This window comes from Emergencia sp. JLR.KK010, from assembly GCF_037018265.1.
Classification (GTDB): domain Bacteria; phylum Bacillota; class Clostridia; order Peptostreptococcales; family Anaerovoracaceae; genus Senimuribacter; species Senimuribacter intestinalis.
On the sequence record NZ_CP143550.1, the window covers coordinates 854,529 to 876,633 of the forward strand.

The 22,105-nt window shown below is 44.7% G+C and carries 18 protein-coding genes; 13 read left to right on the forward strand and 5 right to left on the reverse strand.

Going from position 1 to position 22,105, the window contains the following annotated elements; genetic code table 11:
• Positions 1-31: 31 nt before the first annotated feature.
• Entirely contained in the window at positions 32-898 is an 867-nt protein-coding gene (locus V1225_RS04065; protein WP_251613215.1) for a nitroreductase family protein, read from the reverse strand.
• A gap of 582 nt (positions 899-1,480) precedes the next feature.
• Between V1225_RS04065 and V1225_RS04070 the strand changes: the two genes are divergently transcribed.
• Together V1225_RS04070 and V1225_RS04075 are read left to right on the forward strand one after the other, a co-directional pair.
• Positions 1,481-2,179 carry an AzlC family ABC transporter permease gene (locus V1225_RS04070; protein WP_251613218.1) on the forward strand — a complete coding sequence of 233 codons (699 nt, stop codon included), beginning with the start codon at positions 1,481-1,483 and terminating at the stop codon, positions 2,177-2,179.
• A complete protein-coding gene (locus V1225_RS04075) occupies positions 2,172-2,492 on the forward strand; it encodes an AzlD domain-containing protein (RefSeq protein ID WP_338547623.1) in 321 nt (106 codons plus the stop codon). Before V1225_RS04070 ends, V1225_RS04075 begins: the two co-directional genes overlap by 8 nt.
• A gap of 65 nt (positions 2,493-2,557) precedes the next feature.
• Here V1225_RS04075 and V1225_RS04080 read toward each other — a convergent pair whose 3' ends face one another.
• The gene (locus V1225_RS04080; protein ID WP_338547624.1) at positions 2,558-4,360 is read right to left on the reverse strand and encodes a sigma 54-interacting transcriptional regulator; all 1,803 of its coding nucleotides are present in this window, start codon (positions 4,358-4,360) and stop codon (positions 2,558-2,560) included.
• A 315-nt stretch (positions 4,361-4,675) separates the two neighbouring features.
• Here V1225_RS04080 and V1225_RS04085 point away from each other — a divergent pair, with 315 nt between their 5' ends.
• The 3 genes from V1225_RS04085 to V1225_RS04095 are packed head-to-tail and all read left to right on the forward strand — an operon-like array spanning position 4,676 to position 8,769.
• A complete protein-coding gene (locus V1225_RS04085) occupies positions 4,676-6,067 on the forward strand; it encodes a glutamate mutase L (RefSeq protein ID WP_338547625.1) in 1,392 nt (463 codons plus the stop codon).
• Positions 6,068-6,080: 13 nt separating this feature from the next.
• Positions 6,081-7,832 (forward strand): cobalamin-dependent protein, encoded by a 1,752-nt coding sequence (locus tag V1225_RS04090; protein WP_251613230.1) that lies wholly within the window; start codon positions 6,081-6,083, stop codon positions 7,830-7,832.
• A gap of 16 nt (positions 7,833-7,848) precedes the next feature.
• A complete protein-coding gene (locus V1225_RS04095; RefSeq protein WP_338547626.1) occupies positions 7,849-8,769 on the forward strand; it encodes a DMT family transporter in 921 nt (306 codons plus the stop codon).
• Between the two features lie 471 nt (positions 8,770-9,240).
• On the opposite strand, the gene V1225_RS04100 is transcribed toward V1225_RS04095, so the two are convergent.
• Together V1225_RS04100 and V1225_RS04105 are read right to left on the reverse strand one after the other, a co-directional pair.
• On the reverse strand, positions 9,241-10,425 hold the full coding sequence (locus V1225_RS04100) for an MFS transporter (RefSeq protein ID WP_338547627.1): 1,185 nt from the start codon (positions 10,423-10,425) through the stop codon (positions 9,241-9,243).
• Positions 10,418-11,428: a proline racemase family protein gene (locus V1225_RS04105; protein WP_251613235.1), complete on the reverse strand. Its 1,011-nt coding sequence runs from the start codon at positions 11,426-11,428 to the stop codon at positions 10,418-10,420. The genes V1225_RS04100 and V1225_RS04105 overlap by 8 nt, the downstream gene beginning before the upstream one ends.
• Positions 11,429-11,815: 387 nt before the next feature.
• Here V1225_RS04105 and V1225_RS04110 point away from each other — a divergent pair, with 387 nt between their 5' ends.
• The 7 genes from V1225_RS04110 (at position 11,816) to V1225_RS04140 (ending at position 19,377) form a co-directional block, all read left to right on the forward strand.
• Positions 11,816-12,736 carry a glycyl-radical enzyme activating protein gene (locus V1225_RS04110; protein WP_338547628.1) on the forward strand — a complete coding sequence of 307 codons (921 nt, stop codon included), beginning with the start codon at positions 11,816-11,818 and terminating at the stop codon, positions 12,734-12,736.
• Positions 12,733-15,090 (forward strand): pyruvate formate lyase family protein, encoded by a 2,358-nt coding sequence (locus V1225_RS04115; RefSeq protein ID WP_338547629.1) that lies wholly within the window; start codon positions 12,733-12,735, stop codon positions 15,088-15,090. Before V1225_RS04110 ends, V1225_RS04115 begins: the two co-directional genes overlap by 4 nt.
• A gap of 22 nt (positions 15,091-15,112) precedes the next feature.
• Positions 15,113-15,415, forward strand: coding sequence for a 2-amino-4-oxopentanoate thiolase subunit OrtA (gene ortA, locus V1225_RS04120; protein ID WP_251613241.1), 303 nt, complete (start codon positions 15,113-15,115; stop codon positions 15,413-15,415).
• Entirely contained in the window at positions 15,415-16,830 is a 1,416-nt protein-coding gene (gene ortB, locus V1225_RS04125; protein WP_338547630.1) for a 2-amino-4-oxopentanoate thiolase subunit OrtB, read from the forward strand. Before ortA ends, ortB begins: the two co-directional genes overlap by 1 nt.
• A gap of 22 nt (positions 16,831-16,852) precedes the next feature.
• A complete protein-coding gene (proC, locus tag V1225_RS04130) occupies positions 16,853-17,653 on the forward strand; it encodes a pyrroline-5-carboxylate reductase (protein ID WP_160201988.1) in 801 nt (266 codons plus the stop codon).
• Positions 17,654-17,920: 267 nt separating this feature from the next.
• Positions 17,921-19,027: a C47 family peptidase gene (locus V1225_RS04135; protein WP_338547631.1), complete on the forward strand. Its 1,107-nt coding sequence runs from the start codon at positions 17,921-17,923 to the stop codon at positions 19,025-19,027.
• Complete coding sequence (locus V1225_RS04140; protein ID WP_251631335.1) at positions 19,012-19,377, forward strand: hypothetical protein; 366 nt, start codon at positions 19,012-19,014, stop codon at positions 19,375-19,377. Before V1225_RS04135 ends, V1225_RS04140 begins: the two co-directional genes overlap by 16 nt.
• A 165-nt stretch (positions 19,378-19,542) precedes the next feature.
• Here the strand turns inward: V1225_RS04140 and V1225_RS04145 are convergent, their stop codons facing one another.
• The gene (locus V1225_RS04145; RefSeq protein ID WP_251613253.1) at positions 19,543-20,280 is read right to left on the reverse strand and encodes an FCD domain-containing protein; all 738 of its coding nucleotides are present in this window, start codon (positions 20,278-20,280) and stop codon (positions 19,543-19,545) included.
• A 287-nt stretch (positions 20,281-20,567) separates the two neighbouring features.
• Here V1225_RS04145 and nhaC point away from each other — a divergent pair, with 287 nt between their 5' ends.
• Positions 20,568-21,983 carry a Na+/H+ antiporter NhaC gene (gene nhaC, locus V1225_RS04150; RefSeq protein WP_251613255.1) on the forward strand — a complete coding sequence of 472 codons (1,416 nt, stop codon included), beginning with the start codon at positions 20,568-20,570 and terminating at the stop codon, positions 21,981-21,983.
• The last annotated feature ends 122 nt before the right edge of the window (positions 21,984-22,105 follow it).

Consider the following 22,105-nt stretch of genomic DNA (forward strand, 5'->3'; position numbering starts at 1 on the left):
TAGCACAATGCAACTTTTTAATGTGTATATGTCAGATTTTGCGGTTTGGGGAATCTGTTTCCAGCCAGTTGAAGCCCTGATTTTTAAAATATTTGTGATAATCTGTATTTGTCATCATATCAGGAGTTTCTCTGTAGAAAATGCTGATAAAATATTGGTAGTAGTTGAAATATCCTTGTTTTCGAATCTGATTCACAGCATAGTTTTCAAAGGATTCTCCACTCCAGGCTTTGCAGCTTTCAGAAAATGCCTGCAGACTTTCTTCGCTCAATGGTTTTTTCCAGTTTTTGAAATGTTCCTGAAAAGAAGCTTCCAGGTCTTGATTCAAAACGTCACGATATACATTCTCATGAACCAGCAAACTTCCGGCATACTTATTCATAGGTTTCTTTTCTTGAGCAGGGTAGCCTATACATAAAATTAGTGCAGGGCATACATAGGAAGGCAGCTGGCAAAGTTTTGATAATTCTTCCATGTAACTGATAGGATTTCCTACGCAGATTGATTTCATTCCTTTTGATTCCGCTGCAATACACATATTCTGCATAACCATGCCGATTTCCATAAGAATGAACCATAATTCGGTAAAGGAGTCTGCATTGCGAAGGGGAAAAGGGTACTTGCTTGCCAGCTGTTTCATTCGGCGAAAATCAATGCAGAAAAGAAGAACAACAGGCGCTTTTTCAATAAATTTTTGATTATAGGAAAGCTGTGCCAGCCTGGCTTTTTTTTCGGCATCTGTCACATGAATGATAGAATATGCCTGGAAATTTCCGGAGGAGGGGGCGCTGAGTCCTGCGGCGATCATTTCGTCCAAATCATTTTGACTGACTTTTCTTTCTGAAAAATTCCGGCAGGATGATCGGTTAAAGATAATCTCTAAGGTTTGATTTTTCATAAATTTGCTCCTTTCGTTACCTTTTAGTATACACTTTGTAGCTTTTTTAGAAATGGTGTATTTTAACCTTTTTCTGTCGGATTTTGCTGGAGGAGGGAGAGCTTTCCGAAACAATAATTGTCTTTGCAGAACTATACCCTTTGTTACATCAAAAAAAGGAAAAAATAAACTGTCTGCGAAGTGAAAAAGCTTTTAGCGAGGTATTACACTAGATTTTTGGAATATAAAGAAGGATTTTATTGGGAATAGAGCCAATAAAATCTTTCTTTTCAACGGACTTTTTCAAGAGTTCATCATATGCAGTGGGCGTTTTCCTTTTTTTAAAGGATATATTGAAAAAATCTGCAAAGCAAGAAAATGTTTCGTTTAGGCACTGCAGTTTTTCTCTTTTGCTTAAGTGAACCGTGCATGGCATTAGCTTGTGACACCTTGTCTATCTGACTATTCCCTCTGCCCGCTATGCAAAAATCAAAGAATGTGATAAAATGTAAAAAGTTATCCGGCGCATTTACCCGTGCTTTGCAGGCGGCAAGTGCGGGCGCCGGGATTTGAGTAATTGCAGGAAATTGGAGGAAACAGACTTTGAATCGGGAGACGGTAAAATATAGCTTTATTTCGTCGCTGCCGGTCATGGCGGGATATATCGTTCTTGGAATCGGCTTTGGGGTGCTTCTTGCGGACAAGGGATACAGCTCTTTGTGGGCAATTTTGATGAGCGTCCTCATTTATGCAGGCTCCTTGCAGTATGTGGGCGTGGGGCTTCTTAGCGGCGGTGCGTCACTGATTTCAGCAGGGCTGATGACGTTGATGGTAAATGCCAGACATCTCTTTTATGGGGTATCCATGCTGAAACGCTATGAAAAGCTGGGAGGAATCAAGAAGCTATATGCGATTTTTGCGCTGACAGACGAGACTTATTCGCTGGTGTGCAGCACCAAGGTGCCGGAGCATGTTGACGAAAAATGGTACTATTTTTTGGTCTCCATGATGAACCAAAGCTACTGGGTATTTGGCAGTTTTTTGGGTGCTTTTCTTGGAAATGCCTTGTCTTTTGACAGCACGGGAATTGATTTTTCCATGACGGCGCTGTTTGTGGTCATCTTTGTAGAACAGTGGGAGGGAAAGCGAGAACACATTCCGGCTCTATCGGGTCTTGGAATTTCCGTCGTGTGTCTTCTTGTGTTTGGAGCGGATTACTTCCTCATTCCTGCCATGATTTTGATTACGACAGCGCTTCTTCTTGCAAAGAAGCCACTGGAGAGGAGGGCACAGCATGATTAGTACATCTCATGCCCTGGGGCTTATTGCAGTGATGACCCTTGGCACCATGCTCCTTCGCTTTCTGCCTTTTGTGCTGTTTTCAAAAGGAACGCCGAAAATAATTCTCTATTTGGGAGACGTGCTGCCTTATGCAGTCATGGGAATGTTGGTGGTCTACTGTCTAAAGGGAATAGATTTTCTTGACGGCACCCACGGAATCTCAGAGGTGATTTCTGTGGCGCTAGTAGCCATCCTGCATAAATGGAAACACAGTACCATTCTGTCGATTCTGGCAGGTACGATTTGCTATATGGTGTTGATTCGGGTCATGTAAATTATATTACAACAGATAAAAAGGGAGATGCTTCATTCTGTTTTGAAGCATCTCCCTTTTGCGTGCTATTCAAGATTGTATTTTTTTAACATACGGTAAAAAGTATTGCGGGACATATCTAAAAGGGCTGCAGCTTTGGACTTGTTTCCTCCCGCAATGCTGATGGCTTCCTTTAGAAGATTTGCGCCTGCAGCTTCGACCTCCTGCTGCCTTTGCGCCAGTCTTGCTTCGGCGGACAGAGTGCTGTCCGGAAGGTTTTGATCGTAGGAAAGTCGTGCATTTGAGCCGCTTGCAAAGATGGAGGCGGTCAGTACGTCTCTGGTGATGAAGCTGGATTTGGAAAGAAGGGCTGCACGCGAAAGCACATTTCTAAGTTCGCGCACATTGCCGGGCCAGTCATAACTCAGCAGAATCTGTTTTGCGTCTTCGGTCAAGGTTTTTTCCTGCAAGCTGCCTGGGGCTCTTCCCTGACGAAGAAGTTCCTCGGAAATCTGTAGAATATCCTCTCGTCGACTGCGGAGGGGAGGAATGATGATGTTGAGAATCTGCAGTCGATAGTACAAATCCTGACGGAAAAGTCCTTCCTCGACCATTTTTTCCAGATTGCGATTGGTAGCTGCGATAAGGCGCACATTTACAGGAAATGGTTTTGTGCTGCCGATTCTGGTAATGGTCCATGTTTCCAGCACGCGAAGCAGCTTAGACTGGAAGTGAAAAGGAAGTTCGCCGACTTCATCTAAAAACAGCGTGCCGCCGTCTGCTAACTCAAATTTACCGATTTGTCCGTTTTTAGAAGCTCCGGTAAATGCGCCGCCTACATAGCCGAAGAGTTCGCTCTCGATGAGGTTTTCCGGAAAGCTGGCGCAGTTTAGGGCAACAAATGGTCCTTTTCTACGGTCACTGTAATTATGAACAGCTTGGGCAAAGAGCTCCTTGCCGACGCCGCTTTCGCCGGTAATCAAAAGGCTAAGCGGACTGTTGGCGTAGTCCTTTGCGGTGCGAATGCTTTCACGCATGGGGGTGCTTGTTCCGATGATATTTTCAAAGGTGTATTCGGCGGAAAGACCTACCAGTTTTTTTGCGCTGTCGAGGGACTGCTGTCTGGAATGGGTGATTTCCACCATACCCGTAACAGTTCCGTTTTCATCGAGAACCGGGTACATGTCGTTGCCTGCGATTTGTGTATCGCCTTTTGACGATAAGATGCGAACCTCCCAGTCGATGACCTCCTCGCCCTTGCGTAAAACGTCGTGCATTTTTAACCTGTTGGTGTTGGTATCGATGGAATGAACCTTGGTGCCAGCGCTTTTGATAACATCCTCGATGGAGCGTCCGATGACCTGTTCTCTATTGGCGATGTGAAGATAATTGCAAAAATACTGATTGGCGTAGAGCAGGGTAGCGTCTTTATCGTAAATGGAAATTGATTTTTTCACAGCGTCCAGGCTGTCCCAAAGCTGGCGATTTTCCTTTACATAGTCATCAAAGATTTGCATATAGGTGCAAATCTTTGAAAGGAAAGCTTTAACCCCTGTCTCTTCCTCTGGTGCGGTTAAGGTGATGAGAACGTAACCTGAAACTGTGTCGTAGTAAATCGTATCAGGACATGCAGCAGGCAGGAAATCCAGAGGCAGCCTGAGTCCCGGATGAATGCCCGAATTCTGCGAATCAGCCGAATTTTCCTGTAGGACGTTTAGAATCAGACCGTCCGCAGTGCAAAAAAGAGCAAAGCTGCAGGGCAGCTGAATCTGCTCATGCAGGGTTTGAAACAGCTGCTGTACATAGGCATGCTTGCCGAGGATTTTCTGGGGTTTTTGTTTGGATACCAAGTTTTCAATGACCTGAATGGTATGGATTGAATCAGCCATAGGAACTCCTTTTCTGTGAATACACCTGCAATATAGCCTTATTGTAACATAAATTGCACAGTGTCAAAAGAAGGAGCGGCAAAATCGACAGGAAAGTGTGTCACGTTTGGTACGAAAAATTGTCGTAGTGGCAGGGTGTATCAAAAAGAACACAAACATGGTAGAATGTTTGATATAGAATGCAGTTGAAATCAGAAAGAATGGCTGAAAATGGGGATTTTAAGCCGGTATTAGAAATTGGCATGAACATTGCTTTAATTGCTTTATATGCCATAATGACGAAAAATCTATGGATGATAACTAAAGGAGAGAAACTTGAACTTTGCAGTTTTGTTAGATTTTGGAAGCACATATACAAAGGTAGTCTGTGTGGATCTTAATGCAAGGCGGGTGGTTTTATCGGACAAATACCCGTCTACGGTTCATGAGGACGCAGGGATTGCACTGAACAAGTGCCTTAGTGCGGCGGAGTCTGTGCTGGGAAAGGAGAACCTGAAAAATGCGCTGAAGCTTTCTACAAGCAGTGCGGCAGGAGGTCTTCGGATTGCAGTCTGCGGTCTGACGGAATCTCTCAGTATGAAAGCCGGCAGAAACGCTAGCTTTGGAGCAGGCGGCAAGGTGGTACAGACGTGCACCGGAAGACTTACGGAATCTGACCTTGCTGCGGTCCTTGCGGCGGATGCAGAAATTCTGCTTTTGTGCGGCGGCTACGAAGGCGGCAACAGTGCCTTGGTGCTGGAAAATGCAAAGCTGATTAGGGAAAGCATGCTGCACATTCCTGTCATTTATGCGGGCAATTCCGAGGCGGCAAAGACTGTGCGGCAAATGTTTCAAAGCCGTGGTAAGGAGTGTTTCCTTGCGGAGAATATGATACCTGATATTGGTAAGTTGAACATTGACTCTGCGGTTTCCATTATACGAGATTTGTTTATGAGCAGAATTACCAATATGAAGGGTGTCGGCGTGGTGAAGAAAGTCGTTGACGGACCTATCGTGCCGACGCCAGCGGCGGTGCTGGCGGCAGGGGAACTTCTTTGCAGAGGCACAGAACGGGAAGTGGGAATCGGTCCTTACATGCTGGCGGATATTGGCGGCGCAACCACTGATATTTATTCTTTTGCAGAAAACGAAAGCTACTCGGGCGCAAAGAAGGTCGGCGCGCCGGAGCCTTTTGCCAAGAGAACGGTGGAGGGCGACATGGGCATGAGAGAGTCTTCTTCGTGTCTTTTACAGGAAGTGGGGGCAGAGACTTTTGCGAGAAAATGCGGAATGTCTGTTTTAGAAGTGGAAGAGGCCATAGAGAAAAGAACCAAAGTTCGGGAATACGTAGCAGATTCGGAGGCGGAAAGAAAAATTGATCTTGAAATCGCAGCAAATGCCGTAGGCATTTCTGCAAGACGTCACGCCGGCACCTGCACGAAAGAGTTTTACGGCGGCTGCAATCTGGTGCAGCGGGGAAAGAATCTGTCGGAAATCCGAAAGATTATTGGAACTGGAGGCATTCTCGTCAATAATGGGAAAGTGGTAGCCGAGAAGATTTTGAAAAACGCGGAGCTTTGCGAGAAGGAAAAAAATACAGTTCTGTTGCCGGAGCGTCTTGAAGCGCTGGTTGATGAGGATTACATTTTCTTTGCGGCGGGACTTTTGCGAGCATACGATGAGGATACGGCCCTTGCGATTATGAAAGAAAGCATTGGCAGAAAGTGAGAGGAGAAGCTGAATGGACATTGAAATCAAGAGAAGATATAACGAAAAAGAATTGCCGGATATGAAGACAATTCGTTCCGATGCGAAGAAAATTGCGTCGAAAATTACCATTGGGGAAACCCTGTTTATGAAGGAGTACGGCGTAAAATCGGAAGTGGAATATAAGCAGAAAATGATGGAAGCCGGCAAAATCATGAAGCACTCCGTCATCGGCTGGAATTCATGGGACGTGACGGAAGACGGTATTCGCGCAGTATATAACGGGCTGAAAGAAGCCGGCTCCGGAATCGACCGTCTGGGCATTTGCTGCGACTGGATTATGGGCGTGCCTGAGCAGTACAGAGACAGGTTTCAGGCAAGCGGCAGCTTGATTTTAAATACGCCGGAGGAATGGAGCCGTTTGGGACAGGTAGTACCTGTGCACCCGCACCTTGGCGATCATATGATTGGCTCTCTCAACGGTGTTGAAAATGTAACCAACGCCTTAAATGCGGGTGTAACCTCCATCGGCAACCTTGCCCAGTATTTTACTTACGAATATCCGGGTCTTGAAATGGAAGATTACCGTACCGAAGATTATATCAAAGCCATGGCGATTATGGGCGAGTTTAAAGACCAGGGTGTTTGCATGCACTGTAATCTGGACGACGGCTACGGCGCACAGTTCCACGATGTGGCAAATCTTTTAGGCTGGGCAAAGCTGGAACGCTACGTGGCAGAGGATTTGATGGGCGGCAGACTGGCTCACTGCTACGGAAATCTGTTCAGTGACTCATTCCTTCGTATCGTATTCAACAGAGCGCTGAGCATGATTAACAAGTATGGCACGCCGGGCACTTTTGTAAACGGAAATACCATCGACTACGGATTCTGCCTGCCGAGGAATTATGCGGCTCTTTGCGCTTATGCGCTGCCTGATGTGGCTTGCCAGCTGATGTATCCGTCCGGCTATGCGGTTGCGCCGGTGCCTTTCACAGAGGCAATCAGAATTCCGGAACCGAAGGAAATTATCGAAGCCCAGCTGACCATGGATATGGTCATCGAAAAAGCACCGTACTATGCACGTTACATCAACTGGGAAAAGGTCAATGCCGATGCAGAAAAGTTAGTGGTTGGTGCAAATCAGTTCTTTGAACGGGTCATGAATGCGCTGGATGATTTGGGTGTTGATATTAACCACGGTGGAGAAATCGTATCGGTGCTGAAAGCCATCGGACCGGAGCAGCTTGAAATCGCTTTCGGTGCAGGAAGGAAAGATGAAGAGGCAATGCGCACAAGAGTTCCGGTTATGCCAACCAGCATTGTGCAGACAATCAATAAAATTCAGGACGAGGCTCTGGCTAAACAGAACTTTGAGGGCGACGGACCTCTATCTGGTGTTGCTGTTGTCGTAGGCTCCACCGACGTGCACGAGTTCGGAAAAGAAGTCATCAGAAATTATCTTCGCAAAGCGGGGGCAAAGGTCTTCGACCTGGGTGTATCCGTTTCCATCGGAGAAATTGCAGATACCCTGGTTGAAACCGGCAGTAAGGTTCTTTGCATGAGTACCTATAACGGTATGGCATACAGCTTTGCGAAGGACTTAATGGAAGAGCTGAAGCGTACAGGCATGGAAGATACCCACGTGCTCATGGGTGGACGACTCAACGAAGCCATGGATGGAAGTGATGTTCCGATTGATGTGACTGACAAACTAACAGCTATGGGTGTTAATGCAGATAACAACCTTGATACTATTGTAGAAACCATCGCGTCGTTTCAGTAAGAAAGGCGCATAGAAGATGAAAGATAAAAGTACCTCAACAAACATCTTCACAAAGCCAGCGGCAATCGTGCTGCTGGCTTTGCTGACTTGTGCTCTGTGGGGCAGTGCTTTTCCTGCCATTAAAGAGGGATTTGCATTGCTTGCAATTGAAGATTCTGGCAGCAAAATTCTCTTTGCGGGATATCGCTTTTTTGCGGCAGGCGTGCTGACGTTTGCTTTTTTCAGTGTTAAAGAGCGAAGGCTTTTGTCCATTCAGAAGAGTTCCATTCCCTATATTATGGTGCAGGGGTTCTTGCAAACGACGGTGCAGTACATCTGCTTTTACATAGGACTTTCTAATACGACCGGAACAAAGGGTTCTGTGATTAACGGAGCAAACGGATTTTTCAGTATTATCGCAGCGCATTTTATGACAAGAGATGAGAAAATGAACCGGCGAAAAGCCTTGGGCTGTGTGGTGGGTTTTGCGGGAATTGTCATCGTAAATCTGGGTGGCGACGGCTTTGGCGGCGGCGTTACTTTTATGGGAGAGGGCATGGTGCTGCTCTGCTCAGCGGCTTACGGAGTCAGCTCGGTGACTTTGAAGATGATTTCGCACAGAGAAAGCCCCGGCGCAATTACGGCCTATCAGCTTCTCTTTGGAAGCATTCTTCTGATTGCAATGGGTCTTTGCATGGGCGGCAGGGTGAGCGGGTTTACCTTGGTATCGGCGCTGCTGCTGCTCTATCTGTCGGTTACTTCCATGGTGACCTTTTGCATTTGGGCGAATCTGCTGAAATATAACCCGGTAAGTAAAATTACTATTTATGGCTTCACCATTCCGGTGTTTGGCGTTATGCTGTCGGCAATTTTCCTCGGTGAGAAAGTGATGACGCCTGCTACTGCACTGGCGCTGCTTCTTGTCAGCGCAGGGATTGTGGTTGTGAATCGGAAGTGAGGTTTTTGAACCTGATTTTTCTTTTGCAGAACTTTACCCTTTGTGGACACAAAAAAAGGAAAATTTATAGTAACCGACATAGAACTTGACTGTGGATAGGTGTAATTCAACCTGAAATTGAAGAATATTCGTTGGATAACACTTGGTTTACGTTAGAATTTTGTTTGAAAATGAGAAATGTTGGTATGAGACTTCTATTGAAGTGTTTCTTTTACATTTTTTAAAGATATTTATGCGTTTTTCTGCAAAACATATTTTTGCTTTGCGGAGTCACTTTATGTGAAACGAATAATAGAAGTTTTATAAACGGAGACAGCATCGTGAAAATTATGCTGTCTCATTGTATAAATGAAAACCACGCGTTGGACGCGTGGTTGTTTTTTTATTATGTAGGAAATATCGATTTTTGATATTTCCGGAATATCAAGAAAGTCTACCTTTGCGTAGAATCGGCGTAGCCGACTTTCTTATTTACTTCTTCCGAACGCCAAATCCGGTGATCGCTGCACCTGCAACGGTCAGCCCTAAGGCAAAGTAAAGCAGGGCGCTGACGCCGGCAGCATCGAGTACGATTCCGCCGGTTAAGTTGCCGACTACGGCGCCGATAGAGATAGATGCGGTCATATAGCTTTGACCGGTCACCTGGTCGCCTGTTTCCATTTTTTCGTTGGCGTAGTACACCGAGGCAGAGATAAAAATCGCATAGCTAAGCATTTGCAGGGATTGCGCCAGATAGATACCGGTGACGCTGCCAGCGATGATATAGGCCAGCGCTTTCAGAATAAAGGCTGCGCCTGCAAAGGCAATCAGTGCGCTTGGGGAAAACCGTTGAATTAGCTTGTAAAATCCGAACATAACTGGAAGCTCCATCAAGGCTTCGATGGAAAAGGCGGTACCCATAGCCGCGCTGTCTCCGCCGAGAGGCTCTATCATCTGTATCATATAAGTATGTACGATGTTATGAAATGACATCAATAAAACGATGCCAAAGAGCGTTACCATGAAGGTCGGATATTTTCGGGCAAACTGCACCATGCCGCTTTTGTGGTCCTGGTGCGCTGTTGCGTCTGCAGTACATTCTGAAGCGGTATGATTGCCGCTGGGCATGGAGCCTGTCACCAGAAGAAGACCGATGAGAACTGCCATGCTCAAATAAATGATAGCTTGCTCACTAGTTGCAGAAATCATTTGCCCGGCAATATAGGAAATCAGCGCATATGCCACAGAGCCCATGCCTCTGGCGCTGCCAAAATCTACAGAGATTCCGCTTGCCTCATAGGCAAAGGCGGCGGAATTGACAAGGGGCATCTGAAAATATACCAAAATGGTAAACAGTAGGTAAACTCCCACGTTTATCAAAAAGCTGCCGCTGCAAATAATCAGCAGAAAGAGGCAAGCAAGCTGCAGCACACCGATTCCTAAAATGGCATTTCGCCAAGTGACTTTTTTGTATTTGTCTGTTACATTGCCTACCACCAGCTGACCTGCCGCTGCAAGAATATTGCTTAGCGCCACGATGACGCCGATACTTGCAGCAGAAAGCCCTTGCGCCAGCAGAAACACTGTAATAAAAGCAGTAGACAAGCAGTAGAGCATCCAGTAAAAAGCATGGAGACCTTTATACCTTAGATTAAGCAGTCGTTTATTCTTATACATCCAGCAAAAATCCTTCCTGGAACGGGTCCTTTGGATCAAGAATCCAGGTTGCAAAACCGGTGATGCATGCATTTCCGGTGATTCTTGGAATAATGGCAGGAATGCCTTCTACGGTAGTTTCTTCTACGACTTCGCATTTGAATTTAGAGCCGATTACGCTTTCATGAACGAAACTTTCGCCGGCTTTCAGCTTGCCCTCAGCGTAAAGTAGAGCAGCTTTTGCGGAAGTACCTGTACCGCAAGGGGAACGGTCTATAACCTTAGGCAGAGCTACAACGATGTTCTGAATATCTGCGTCTTCGCTCTTTGCAGGACCTGCAAATTCAACATGGGTAACTCTGTCTACAAACGGCAGGGTTGGGTGATGAATCTCCACCTGTTCGTTGATGTCTGCTGCCAGCGACTGGGCAATTTCGATGAATTTGCCACAATTTGACGGATTGATGTCAAGACCAACCTTTTCAGCAGGCAGAATTGCGTACACATTGCCGCCCCAGGAAATATCCAAGGTCAATGGGCCGAAGGCTTCGGTCTGCACGGTTACATCTTGCTTTAGAACCAGCGCCGGCGCATTAAGGAATGAAACCTCTTCTACGATGCCGTCGTTTATCTTTGCGTTTACAGTGATGACACCGGCAGGAGTATCCAATTTGATGGTAGTAACCGGTTCCTGCACATCAACAAGACCTGCTTCGATAAGGGCGACTGTGACGCCCATGGTGTCGTGACCGCACATTGGCAGCCAGCAGCTGGCTTCAAAGTAAAGCACACCTACATCGGTGCCGGGCGTACAGGGCTCTGTAATCAGAGTGCCGGACATGATTTCGCTGCCTCTTGGCTCGAACATCAAAACCTTGCGGAACCAGTCTTCTTTATCTCTCATATATTCAAATTTTTCCTGCATGGTATTTCCAGGAATTTTACGAAATCCGCTGACGACATTTCGGGTAGGTTGTCCTAAGGTGTGGGTTTCGATTGTTCTAAAAAGTTTTTTCGCTTTCATTATTACGGGTCCTTTCTATCTTTATGACGATTTTATTTCATTTATATATACAAGCAAAAAATATGCCAGTGGTTTTTATAGGGAAAAAAGCCATAAAAAGGGGAAGGTGTCTCTGTAATTGAGCAGCTCTTGAAAGTATTGTGTCAAAAATAGTACAAAACACAGTATTTTTATGAGAAAGTCAATTATACAGCAAAATAGCAGCAAAAACTGTAACGAAAATAGTACAGACTGCGGATTTTTTCGCCGTTTTGACTAAAAAAATCCGGCTGAACACCATGTTTTTTTTATCATTTTACACGAAAGACTGGTCTTTCTCAATGATTTTATTTGGCACGGAATTTGCTTTTATATAAAGTGCATAAAGAATGAAAAGGAGTACACTGCATGATTTTTAACATACAGAGATGTTCCATTCACGATGGAGCGGGCCTGAGAACGCTGGTGTTTTTCAAAGGATGTCCACTTCGATGTAAATGGTGCGCAAATCCGGAGTCTCAAAACTTTGAGACGGAGATTATGGAATCCCGCGTTAAATGCGTGGGGTGCGGTCTTTGCAGAAAAGTCTGCCCGGAAAATGCAATCTGCGATGACGGTACAATAGATCGCAGTCTTTGTACAAACTGCATGCAGTGCACCGATATTTGTTATGCTGAGGCGAAGAAGATCAGCGGAAAAGCATATACGGTGGAGGCATTATATAAGGAAATTGAAAAAGATAAACCTTTTTATGCCAGGTTTGGAGGCGGCGTGACCTTTTCCGGAGGAGAACCACTGATGCAGGGCGGTTATTTGCGGGATATTGCAAAACGCTGCAAGGAGAAAGGAATCCACGTCATGGTGGAAAGCTGCGGCTTTGGGGTCTATGAAGAGTTTGAGGAGGCATTGCCTTATATTGACGGCATGTTCATGGATGTGAAGCATATGGACTCCAGTGTGCACGAGGAATTGACAGGCGTGAGCAACGAGTTGATTCTTGACAACATCAGAAAGATTTCTGCCTTTGGTATTCCCCTTACTATCAGAACGCCGGTGGTACCCGGTTGTACAGACAGCGAGGAAAATATCAGGGCAATTGCAGAATTTGTGGGGAACTTGCCTACAGCAAAAGAGTATGAATTGCTTGCTTACCACGATTTCGGAACGCCGAAGTACAAGGCACTGGGACGAAGCTATGCCCTTTCTGATATCGGAACGCCAAGTGATGAGGAAATGCGGGCACGAGTAAAATGCGCGAACGAAGTGTTAAATAAATATGGAAAAGAGTGTTTTTGGATGAAAAACAATAATAAGGAGGTAGTAAAATGATTTCTGAAAGAATTGTAAGATTGAGTGAGAAGGTAAGAGATACACCGGTTACAATTTGTCTGGACCGTGCAAGACTGATTACGGACTTTTACAGTCAGCCATCCATGGAGCCGTTTATGATCAGAAGGGCAAAGTCTTTTGCCTATGTGCTGGATAATAAGAAGATTTTTATCGATGAAGATTCTGTACTTGCAGGTCATTTGGCTTCTCGCCTTCACGGTACGCCGCTGTATCCTGATATGACCGCTTGGCTTCGTGATGATTTAGAGGAACTGGACACCAGAGAGTCTGATAATCTGAAGTTTATGCCAGGTGAAAAGGAAGAGCTGAGAAAGATTGTGAAGAAGTGGGAAGGCAGAGCTTTTGGCGATCTGACCGCGGCTTTAGCAGACCCTGACATGGACGAAATGGTAAACCTGGGGATCTTTACAAAGGGTGTTTCCAACAAGTCCACCATGAACCATGCGCCTTTTTACGATGAACTGGTAACAAAGGGCTACCGCTTCTATATCGATCAGTGCAAGGCAAATATCGCCGGCATTGAAAAGATGAACATCGAACAGATGGAAAAGCGCTACACATGGGAAGCGATGATTATTGTTATGGAGGCTATCATTCGTTTCGCTCACAGATATGCAAAGCTGGCTGAAGTCATGGCGGCAGACTGCACCGACGCAGAAAGGAAAACGCAGCTTTTGACTATTGCTGAAAACTGCCGCGTTGTGCCGGAAAATGCACCGAAGAACTTCCACCAGGCAGCCCAGCTGGTATGGTTTACCCATCTTGCATTGCAGATGGAATATAACAGCAACGATAACTGCTTGGGCAGATTTGACCAGTACATGTATCCGTTCTATAAACAGGATTTAGCTGACGGTGTGGAAGAAGCATTCATTGCTGACTTAGTACACGAGTTTAAGCTGAAAATTGCAGAACTTTGGGAGGTTCGCACCACCAGAGAATCTATCGCATATCCGGGCTGCCCGCTCTGGATTCACATGATGATTGGCGGCGTTTTGCCTGACGGCAGCGACGGCTGCAACGATCTGACCAGACTGATTCTACACTGCATGGAAGATCTGCAGACCAAAGAGCCTTGCGTATCCTTCCGTTACCATGATGGCGTTGACGAAGAAACTTTCCGTTTGGCGCTGGCTGTAGCGAGAAAGGGAGGAAGCCATCCGGCATTCTTTAACGACAGCACCAACATTTCCCACTTGCTTTCTCTGGGGCATTCTCTGGAAGATGCAAGAAACTGGGGTATCTGCGGCTGTATCGAACCGAGCGTACCGGGTATTACCGATTTCCAGTCAAATGCGGGATATTTTAATCCAAGCAAGGTTTTTGAGATTATGCTGAACAACGGCGTGGATCCGATTTCAGGAAAGCAGATTGGACCAAAGACAGGAGATGTGAGAACCTTTACTTCTGTGAAGCAGATTATGGACGCTTACGAAATTCAGCAGGATTTCTTCATGAACAAGTTTGTGGAACTCTTTGACAGAATCGTATCCTGCCACGCATGGACAGCGCCGACGATTACAGGCTCCTGCTTCACACACGGCTGTATCGAAAAGGGAACTGTGCTGCAGAGAAGAGGCGCAGAGCATAGATATTCCGCTGTTGCCATCACTGGTATTGCAAACATTGCAGACTCTCTGGCAGCGATTGAGGAATGTGTATTCAACAAGCAGTATCTGTCTATGGGGGAACTGATGGATCTTCTGGAAACGGACTTTGAGGGTAAGGAAAACCTGCGTCAGCTGCTCATAAACAAAGCGCCGAAGTACGGCAACGATATTGAAGAGGTGGACTGCTACGCTCACTGGCTGTCAAAGCTTTGCAACGACCAGATTACGAAGCACACCGACGGCCGTGACGCAAAGTATACCATGGTAATTTCCACCCAGTCCTACAACGTAGTATTGGGGCAGCTCATCGGCGCCCTGCCTGATGGAAGAAAAGCGTACACAGCGCTTGCTGACAACGCTTCCCCGATGATCGGCATGGATGTGAACGGACCGACTGCTGTGGTAAAATCTCTTGGCAGAATTGATCCGCTGCTTGCACAGAGCGGCGTACTGGTAAATCAGCGGTTTGACCCGGCGATTGTAAAGGGTGAAAAAGGTCTTGAAATCATCGAAACTGTCGTAAAGACTTACTTTGACGACCAGCACGGACAGCATATTCAGCTCAACGTTGTGGATGATGAAACCCTGCTGGCGGCACAGAAGGATCCGCAGAAGTACCGCAACATTCTGGTGAGAGTTGCAGGCTATTCCGCTTACTTCGTAGATCTGGAAAAGGATATTCAGGATAACATTATTGCAAGAACATTGCAGAAGAGTTTATAAATAGTACAAGGAGAAAAGTAACATGGCAAAAAGAGGAGACTGGGTGCGCATTCACGCAATCGTGTTGAAAGCCGCAGAAAGAACTGCTAAAATCCCGGAAGATACACAGAGATGTGATCTGCAGCAGTGGACAAAGGGATTTTTGCAGGAAGAAGCTGCAGAAGTAGGAGATGAAGTAACTGTAAAGACTGCAGTGGGAAGACTGGTAAAGGGCACCTTGATTGAAGAGGGACCTTACTATACCCACAGCTACGGCAAATTCGTGCCGGAAATTATAGACATTGATAAACAGCTGAGAGAAATCATGTTCGGAGGTGAGAAATAATGGCATTACCAAAAGATTACGATTCCGTAATGGCAAGATCCGCAGAAATCAACCTGAAAGCTCTGGGAATCGACTATAACGAATTTGAATCGGGCTCTGTCGCTTTCGACTATGAAGGACTCATGGCAAAGACCGGATATACAGTAGAAGAAGTAGCAAAGATTCAGGCAAAGACTGCAGTAGGAAATACGCCGCTCATTGAGCTTAGAAACCTGACAGAGCTTGCAAGAAAATATGCGAAGCCGGGATATGGTGCTAGAATTTTTGCAAAGGACGAAGCAGCAAACGCTTCCGGATCCTTTAAGGCAAGGAGAGCAGCCTGCGCAGTGGCACACGCAAAGAAGCTGGGCTACAAGGGCGTAATGGCTGCAACTTCAGGAAATTATGGTGCTGCTGTAGCATCTCAGGCAGCGATGCAGGGATTAAAGTGCATTGTCGTGCAGGAGTGCTATGACTCAAAAGGCATCGGGCAGCCTGAAATTGTAGAGAAAGCAAGAAAGTGTGAAGCCTATGGCGCAGAAGTTGTACAGCTGACCGTAGGGCCGGAGCTCTTCTATTCATTCCTTTCTATCTTAGAAGACACTGGTTACTTCAACGCTTCTTTGTATTCGCCGTTCGGTATTGCAGGGGTAGAAACTCTTGGATACGAAATTGCTGAGCAGTGCAGAGAGATGACAGGGAAAAATCCTGATGCAGTTGTCTGCACTACAGCAGGCGGCGGCATGATTACAGGAACCGCAAGAGGATTGATCAAGGCAGGTTCTGCGGATACAGAGATTATCGCAGCTTCCATTGACTTGACGGGACTGCACATGGCATCAGACACCCAGTTTAACAAAAAATCCTGCACTACAGGACACACTGGCTTTGGCGTGCCTCATGCAACAGGACCTGACCACTCCGACACACCGCGCAGCGCAGCAAGAATTTTGCGTTATGCCGATAAATATGTTACAGTAAAGCAGGGAGAAGTTATGTACATGACAGAAGCTCTTGCCAATTTAGAAGGTCTCGAAAGAGGACCAGCAGGAAATACTGCCCTTGCAGCAGCCTTTTCTCTGGCACAGGAAATGCCGGAAGATGCGATTATCGTTATCAGTGAAACCGAGTATACAGGTGCTGGAAAACATATTCAGCCGCAGCTTGATTTTGCAAGAGACAATGGAATTGAGATTAAGTTTGGAAATCCTCAGGCAGAAGACAAGCCGGGTGTGAATATCGTGCTGCCGGAAAATCCCGGTCTGATTAAACATCAGGTGGCTGACATCAACAGATTTAGACAGTCAATGATTAAGAGAGCTTGCAAAGAGGCGGGTGTAGCCCCTGAAAATCTCACTGCTGAGGATATTGCATATCTGGCAGAAGAAATAAAGACGGATGCGCAGTTTGTAAAGGCAACTTTGGAACTTGCGTAGACCTATCATACGGAGGAACAAAATGAGTAAAAAGATCGTATTTTGCGGCGGCGGCAACATGGCGGAAGGCGTTATCAGAAGCCTTTTGCAAAGAGAAATTGCAAAAGCCGGTGATATTACGGTGAGCGAACTAAACCCGCAGCGCTGTGATTATCTAAAAGAAACTTACGGCGTGGAAGCGCTGGTGGATGCCAGCGCAGCGATGAAAACAGCGGATATGATTGTCATAGCGGTACTGCCTAAAATTGTGCCGGTGGTATTGCAGTCGCTGGTTGGCGTCGTGAAAGAGGATGCGGTGGTGCTGTCCATTGCAGCTGGTGTAAAGATTGCCTCTATTGAGGAGGTGCTGGGCGCAGATAGAAAGGTAATCCGCGTGATGCCAAATACCTTGGGACAGTCCGGCAATGGGCACAGTGCAGTTTGCCTTAATGCCAATATTAATGAAGAAGATAAAGCTTATGCACTGGAATTTTTAGGCGCACTGGGGCAGACGATTATTTTGCCGGAGTCCATGTTTGGTGAATTTACAGCTTTCAGTTGTTCGGGACCGATGTGGCTGTACCAGATGGCGGACGCTTTGGTTGATGCCGGTGTCTATGCGGGATTTAGCAGAAGCGACGCGAAGAAAATGGTCATCAAAAACATGCTGGGCGTTGCTATGATTCTCGATGAGACCGGCGATGAGCCGAAGGAAAGGGTCAACGAAATGTGTTCACCGGGCGGCGTCACCATCGAAGGTTACAAATCTCTGGTGGATGAAGGCTTTGCCTCTGCGGTTATGACCTCTGTGGATAAAGCTGTGAAGAAAGCGAATGCAATTTAAGGACTATTGGATATAGAAAATGGAGCTACGCATCAATGGAAAATAACCGTTAGGGCGATAGCTCCTTTTTGTGTGCGGAAAACAATAATTCTAATGAAACTACGGCAGAGCCATGGAAAAATGGATGAAAAAAGTGCGTCTGAATTTTAAAATCCCGTGACGAATTGCAAATTCAGACTATTGACAAATTTCTGCGCAAATGGTACGATGAATATATATGAAATTCAACTCAATTATATTAAATCATTTATTGGGAGGAAAATATTTATGAAAAAAGGCATTGATACAATATTAATCGCTATTCTTATTATTGCATGTCCACTAACCGTTTTTGGAGCTGATTTAGATACAGGGGATAAGAACTCAGAAGGTATTTATATTTCCTCTGAAACTGTACCAGATGAAGTATATACATACGCAGAAGAAAATATTGGTTGGATTTTACGTGATTTATACCCATTGAATACGCTTTCAGTAGGACAGCCATTTGCTATTGATTCTCATACGGATGAACTCTATTATTTTTTGGTATATAGTGATGGAGATTTGGTTGGATTTTATAGAGTATTTACCGATGAGGAAGGGGAATACTCTGGAATTTTTAGTGAGGAAATAGAAATAGTAGAGGGATTTAAAGAATTAGAAAATACTACTAATACTGATAACCCTGCTAAAATCATGGTCGGAAAGTATGAAGATATCTATGCTGTAACCCAAAATAAGGTTTCAACAATTCTTTCTGATTATCAAGGAAGAAGCACTTCAGATGTTGGTCAAAATTACATTGTCTCAATGAGCAAAGGTATGACGACTATAGTGAATGCCAAAGAGCCTATAAACTTTTCAATGCCACTTGCAGCTAGAACTGCATATTCTAAATACTTGAATGTTAAAATTGTTGAAACGCAAGGTTCTGAGCCTTGGTGTGCAGCTTATGTGACTGCTACGATTTGTAGACATATAAAGAATGACTCTACGATAAAGGCTCAGAAAGTTATGGAACATGCTTATCCTGGAACTTCTCTCACTTCATTAAAGAAAAAATCTTTAAGTAGAGACCAAGTTGTTGCATATGGCAAATATAAAGGGTTATCGCCAAGCCGAACAGGTATTTTATCAGGATTAACAGTTAAATTAGAGATGAATAACAACAGTCCAATTTATTTTGGATGTAAAAATACAGCTAATTCAGATGATAGACATGCTATATTATGTAGAGGATATGATACAACGGGAAGTAAATCTTATTATTCAATTTGGAATCCTTGGTATACCAGTTTTGAAAAAATGGACGCATTAAATAATCTTTATACAACTCCAAGTGGAACAAAATATAAACAGGAGTGTACTATTTACGGATGGAGAAATTATTAACCGATAAAAAGAAATATTATATATGTGCTGTATTAGGTGTTGTTATATTATTATCGAGTGTATTCATGAAGACATTAGAAGAACATCATTCATACCGTCCAATGATATGCTATAATAATGAGTTGTATGGTGAGACTAATAATTTGCAACAATTTCTACCTAATGATTTTATAGAAGTGGGACGGATTAAGCGTAAAATTTCAAATATGATGCCAATGGAGCATACAAATTTTGTTTCAAATAATCTTGATGTTGGAACAAGGCTTTTTTCGTCAAGCAACAATTTACAAAGTATATATGTTAAACTTGACAATCAGAAATATATAGAATATACGCTGATTTGTGACTGAACTGCTATCCATCAAGTAGGCAAGTGTAAAAATAAAATTTTGGCCAGTTGGAGGTGCACTCTGACTGGTGTTTTTATGCTAGTGTTATTTTATCAGGGGGAACTCTTAACTACTCTTAACTACTCTTAAACAAAAAAGACCACGCATTATTACGTGGTCGAATTTTTATCTTTCCGATTTTTCTTTTAGGGCAGCGTACATTTTTAGGTCAGCCTGCAGATGTTCGCGGGTAATTAGCCGAACTTTTTCGCCGTCGTGGGCTTTAAATGCTTCGAGAAGTTCTCTGTGCTGGGCGAGTGCGGTATCGCGGAATGTATCAGCGCTGTTTTTTAGAATATAATAAATAGAGTTTATGATGTACTGATTGAAAATGTCATAATATGCAGTCAAAATGCTGGTTACCAGATTGTTTTGGGCCTGCATGCGGATAAACTCATGAAATCTGTAATTGGCTTCGTTCAGAGCAGTCTGGTTACCGACACACTGTTCACACTCCTCCATGAGAAGTTCCAGTTGTGCGATACCGGCATCATCGATTTTTTGAGCTGCGAGACAGGCTGCTTCCGGTTCAAAAGCAGAAATAAATTCCACCATCTCCTTGGTGGAAGCAAGTTCCAAAGTTGCGGTGAAATTTCCTTGTTTTGCAATGGTATCCCGACACTTTACGTAGGTGCCGTGTTTGGTTCGCTCGATAAAGCCTTGTGTATCTAGCTTCTTGTAAGCATCTCGTAGAGTTCCTCTGCTGACATTGAGAATTTTACAGAACTCATTTTCGTTGGGAAAGACAAAGCCGTCCTCAAATTCCTCATGCGTAATCATCTGTTTAATCTTTTCTGCCAGATAGTCGGATTGTGTTTTATATTGGGTAAATGCAAGTTTGCTTAATAGTGCTGTTTTTTCCATGTATGCCTCCGCAAGGGTTCTTAATTCTTGACATAGTATATCGGTTAAACAATTTATCGTCAAGGCGCAAAACGGATTTTTGCCAGATTTAATTGCCCGATTTGTCAAGGTCATATTAACAAATGGACGCTATGCAAGGAGCGGCTGTAACAGATATAATGTTGTCAGACAACATACATGTCGAATGTGTATACATATTCATAAAATCAATATGGGTGTAGAGAAAAGAGAATTGCTTTTATCCAAAAAAAATCAATTAATTTATGTAAAAGTTTGAGGAGAAAACTATGGAAAAGAAAATTAAAGCTCCAACTTTCCTGGCGGCAATCTCCATCATGATTATCGTCGTAGCGATTCTGATGGCCAGTCTGCTGTGGCTGAACATTGATATTCGTATCGCTCTTATGTTTGCGATTATTGTCGCAAGTGCTTATGCAATGTTTCTAGGCTATAAATGGGATGATATCCAGAAGATGATGATGGATGGCGTTTACAGTATGCTGATTGCTACTTTTATTCTGCTGCTAATTGGCGCAGTTATCGCAACTTGGATTGCGTCTGGTACAATCCCGTACATTATCTATATCGGACTAAAAATTATCAACCCTAAGTTTTTCCTGATTTGCGCTTGTATCGCAAGCTCATTCATGTCCATCGCCTGCGGCAGCTCATGGTCTTCTGCGGGTACTGTAGGTATCGCATTTATGGGTATCGGAGCAGGTCTTGGTATTAATCCGGCATTTACTGCAGGTGCAGTCGTTTCCGGTTCCTACTTCGGAGATAAAATGTCACCGTTCTCAGATACAACAAATCTGGCTTCCGCGATGTCCGGCGTTTCGCTGTTCTCCCACATGGGCTCCATGCTGTGGACAACAGTACCAGCTTACATCATTGCGATTATCATGTACGGTGTTTTAGGCTTTACAACTGTAGCAAAGGGTACAGTAGATGAATCTACCGTAAATATGTATCTGGACAATCTGGATGCCAACTTCAATCTGAGCCCTGTGTGCCTGTTGCCAATCGTTGTACTGCTTGTAGTTGTAATCAAGAAGGCACCGGCTATTCCGGGACTGGTAGTTTCCGCACTGCTCGGCGCTGTTATGGCTATGATTCTGCAGGGAACTTCCTTTGTAGATATTTCCAACATTATGTACAATGGCTATTCCATCGAATCCGGCGTTGCTGACATCGACAGACTGCTCAACAGAGGCGGCCTCTCCAGCATGCTGTGGACTGTAGCACTGTATTTCTTTGCCTGCGTGCTGGGCAACATTTTGGACGTAACAGGTGTACTGCGTACAGTTCTTGAAAAGGTTGCAGGTATTACAAAGAGAGCAAGCACGCTGGTTACTGCTACACTGGCATCGTCTTTCCTGATGCAGGCGTTGACTGGATCTTTGGAAAGCTCCATGCTGATTAACTCCAAGCTGTTCGCACCTGCATATGACGACCTCGAAATTGACAGAAAGGTACTGTCTAGATCCCTGGAAGATACTGGTACTATGTGTGCCGCATTGATTCCTTGGAACTCTAACGGTATGTACATGGCAAGCACCTTAGGTGTTGCAACATTATCCTATCTGCCATACTGTTTCTTAGGTTGGCTAACACCAGCAGTCGCACTGGTTCTGGCTTGGACCGGCATTGGTATCTTCTATAAAAACGGAAAGAAACCGGCTAAGAAGGCAAAAGCAAACTAATTAAATAACTCGTTTATTTTTTCAAAAACTTATTGGGAGCAGGGCTGGTGCCTGCTCCCCTTTTTTACTTTATTATAGCGATGATTTAATATGAATTGAATTTTCAGGGTTGAACATGTATA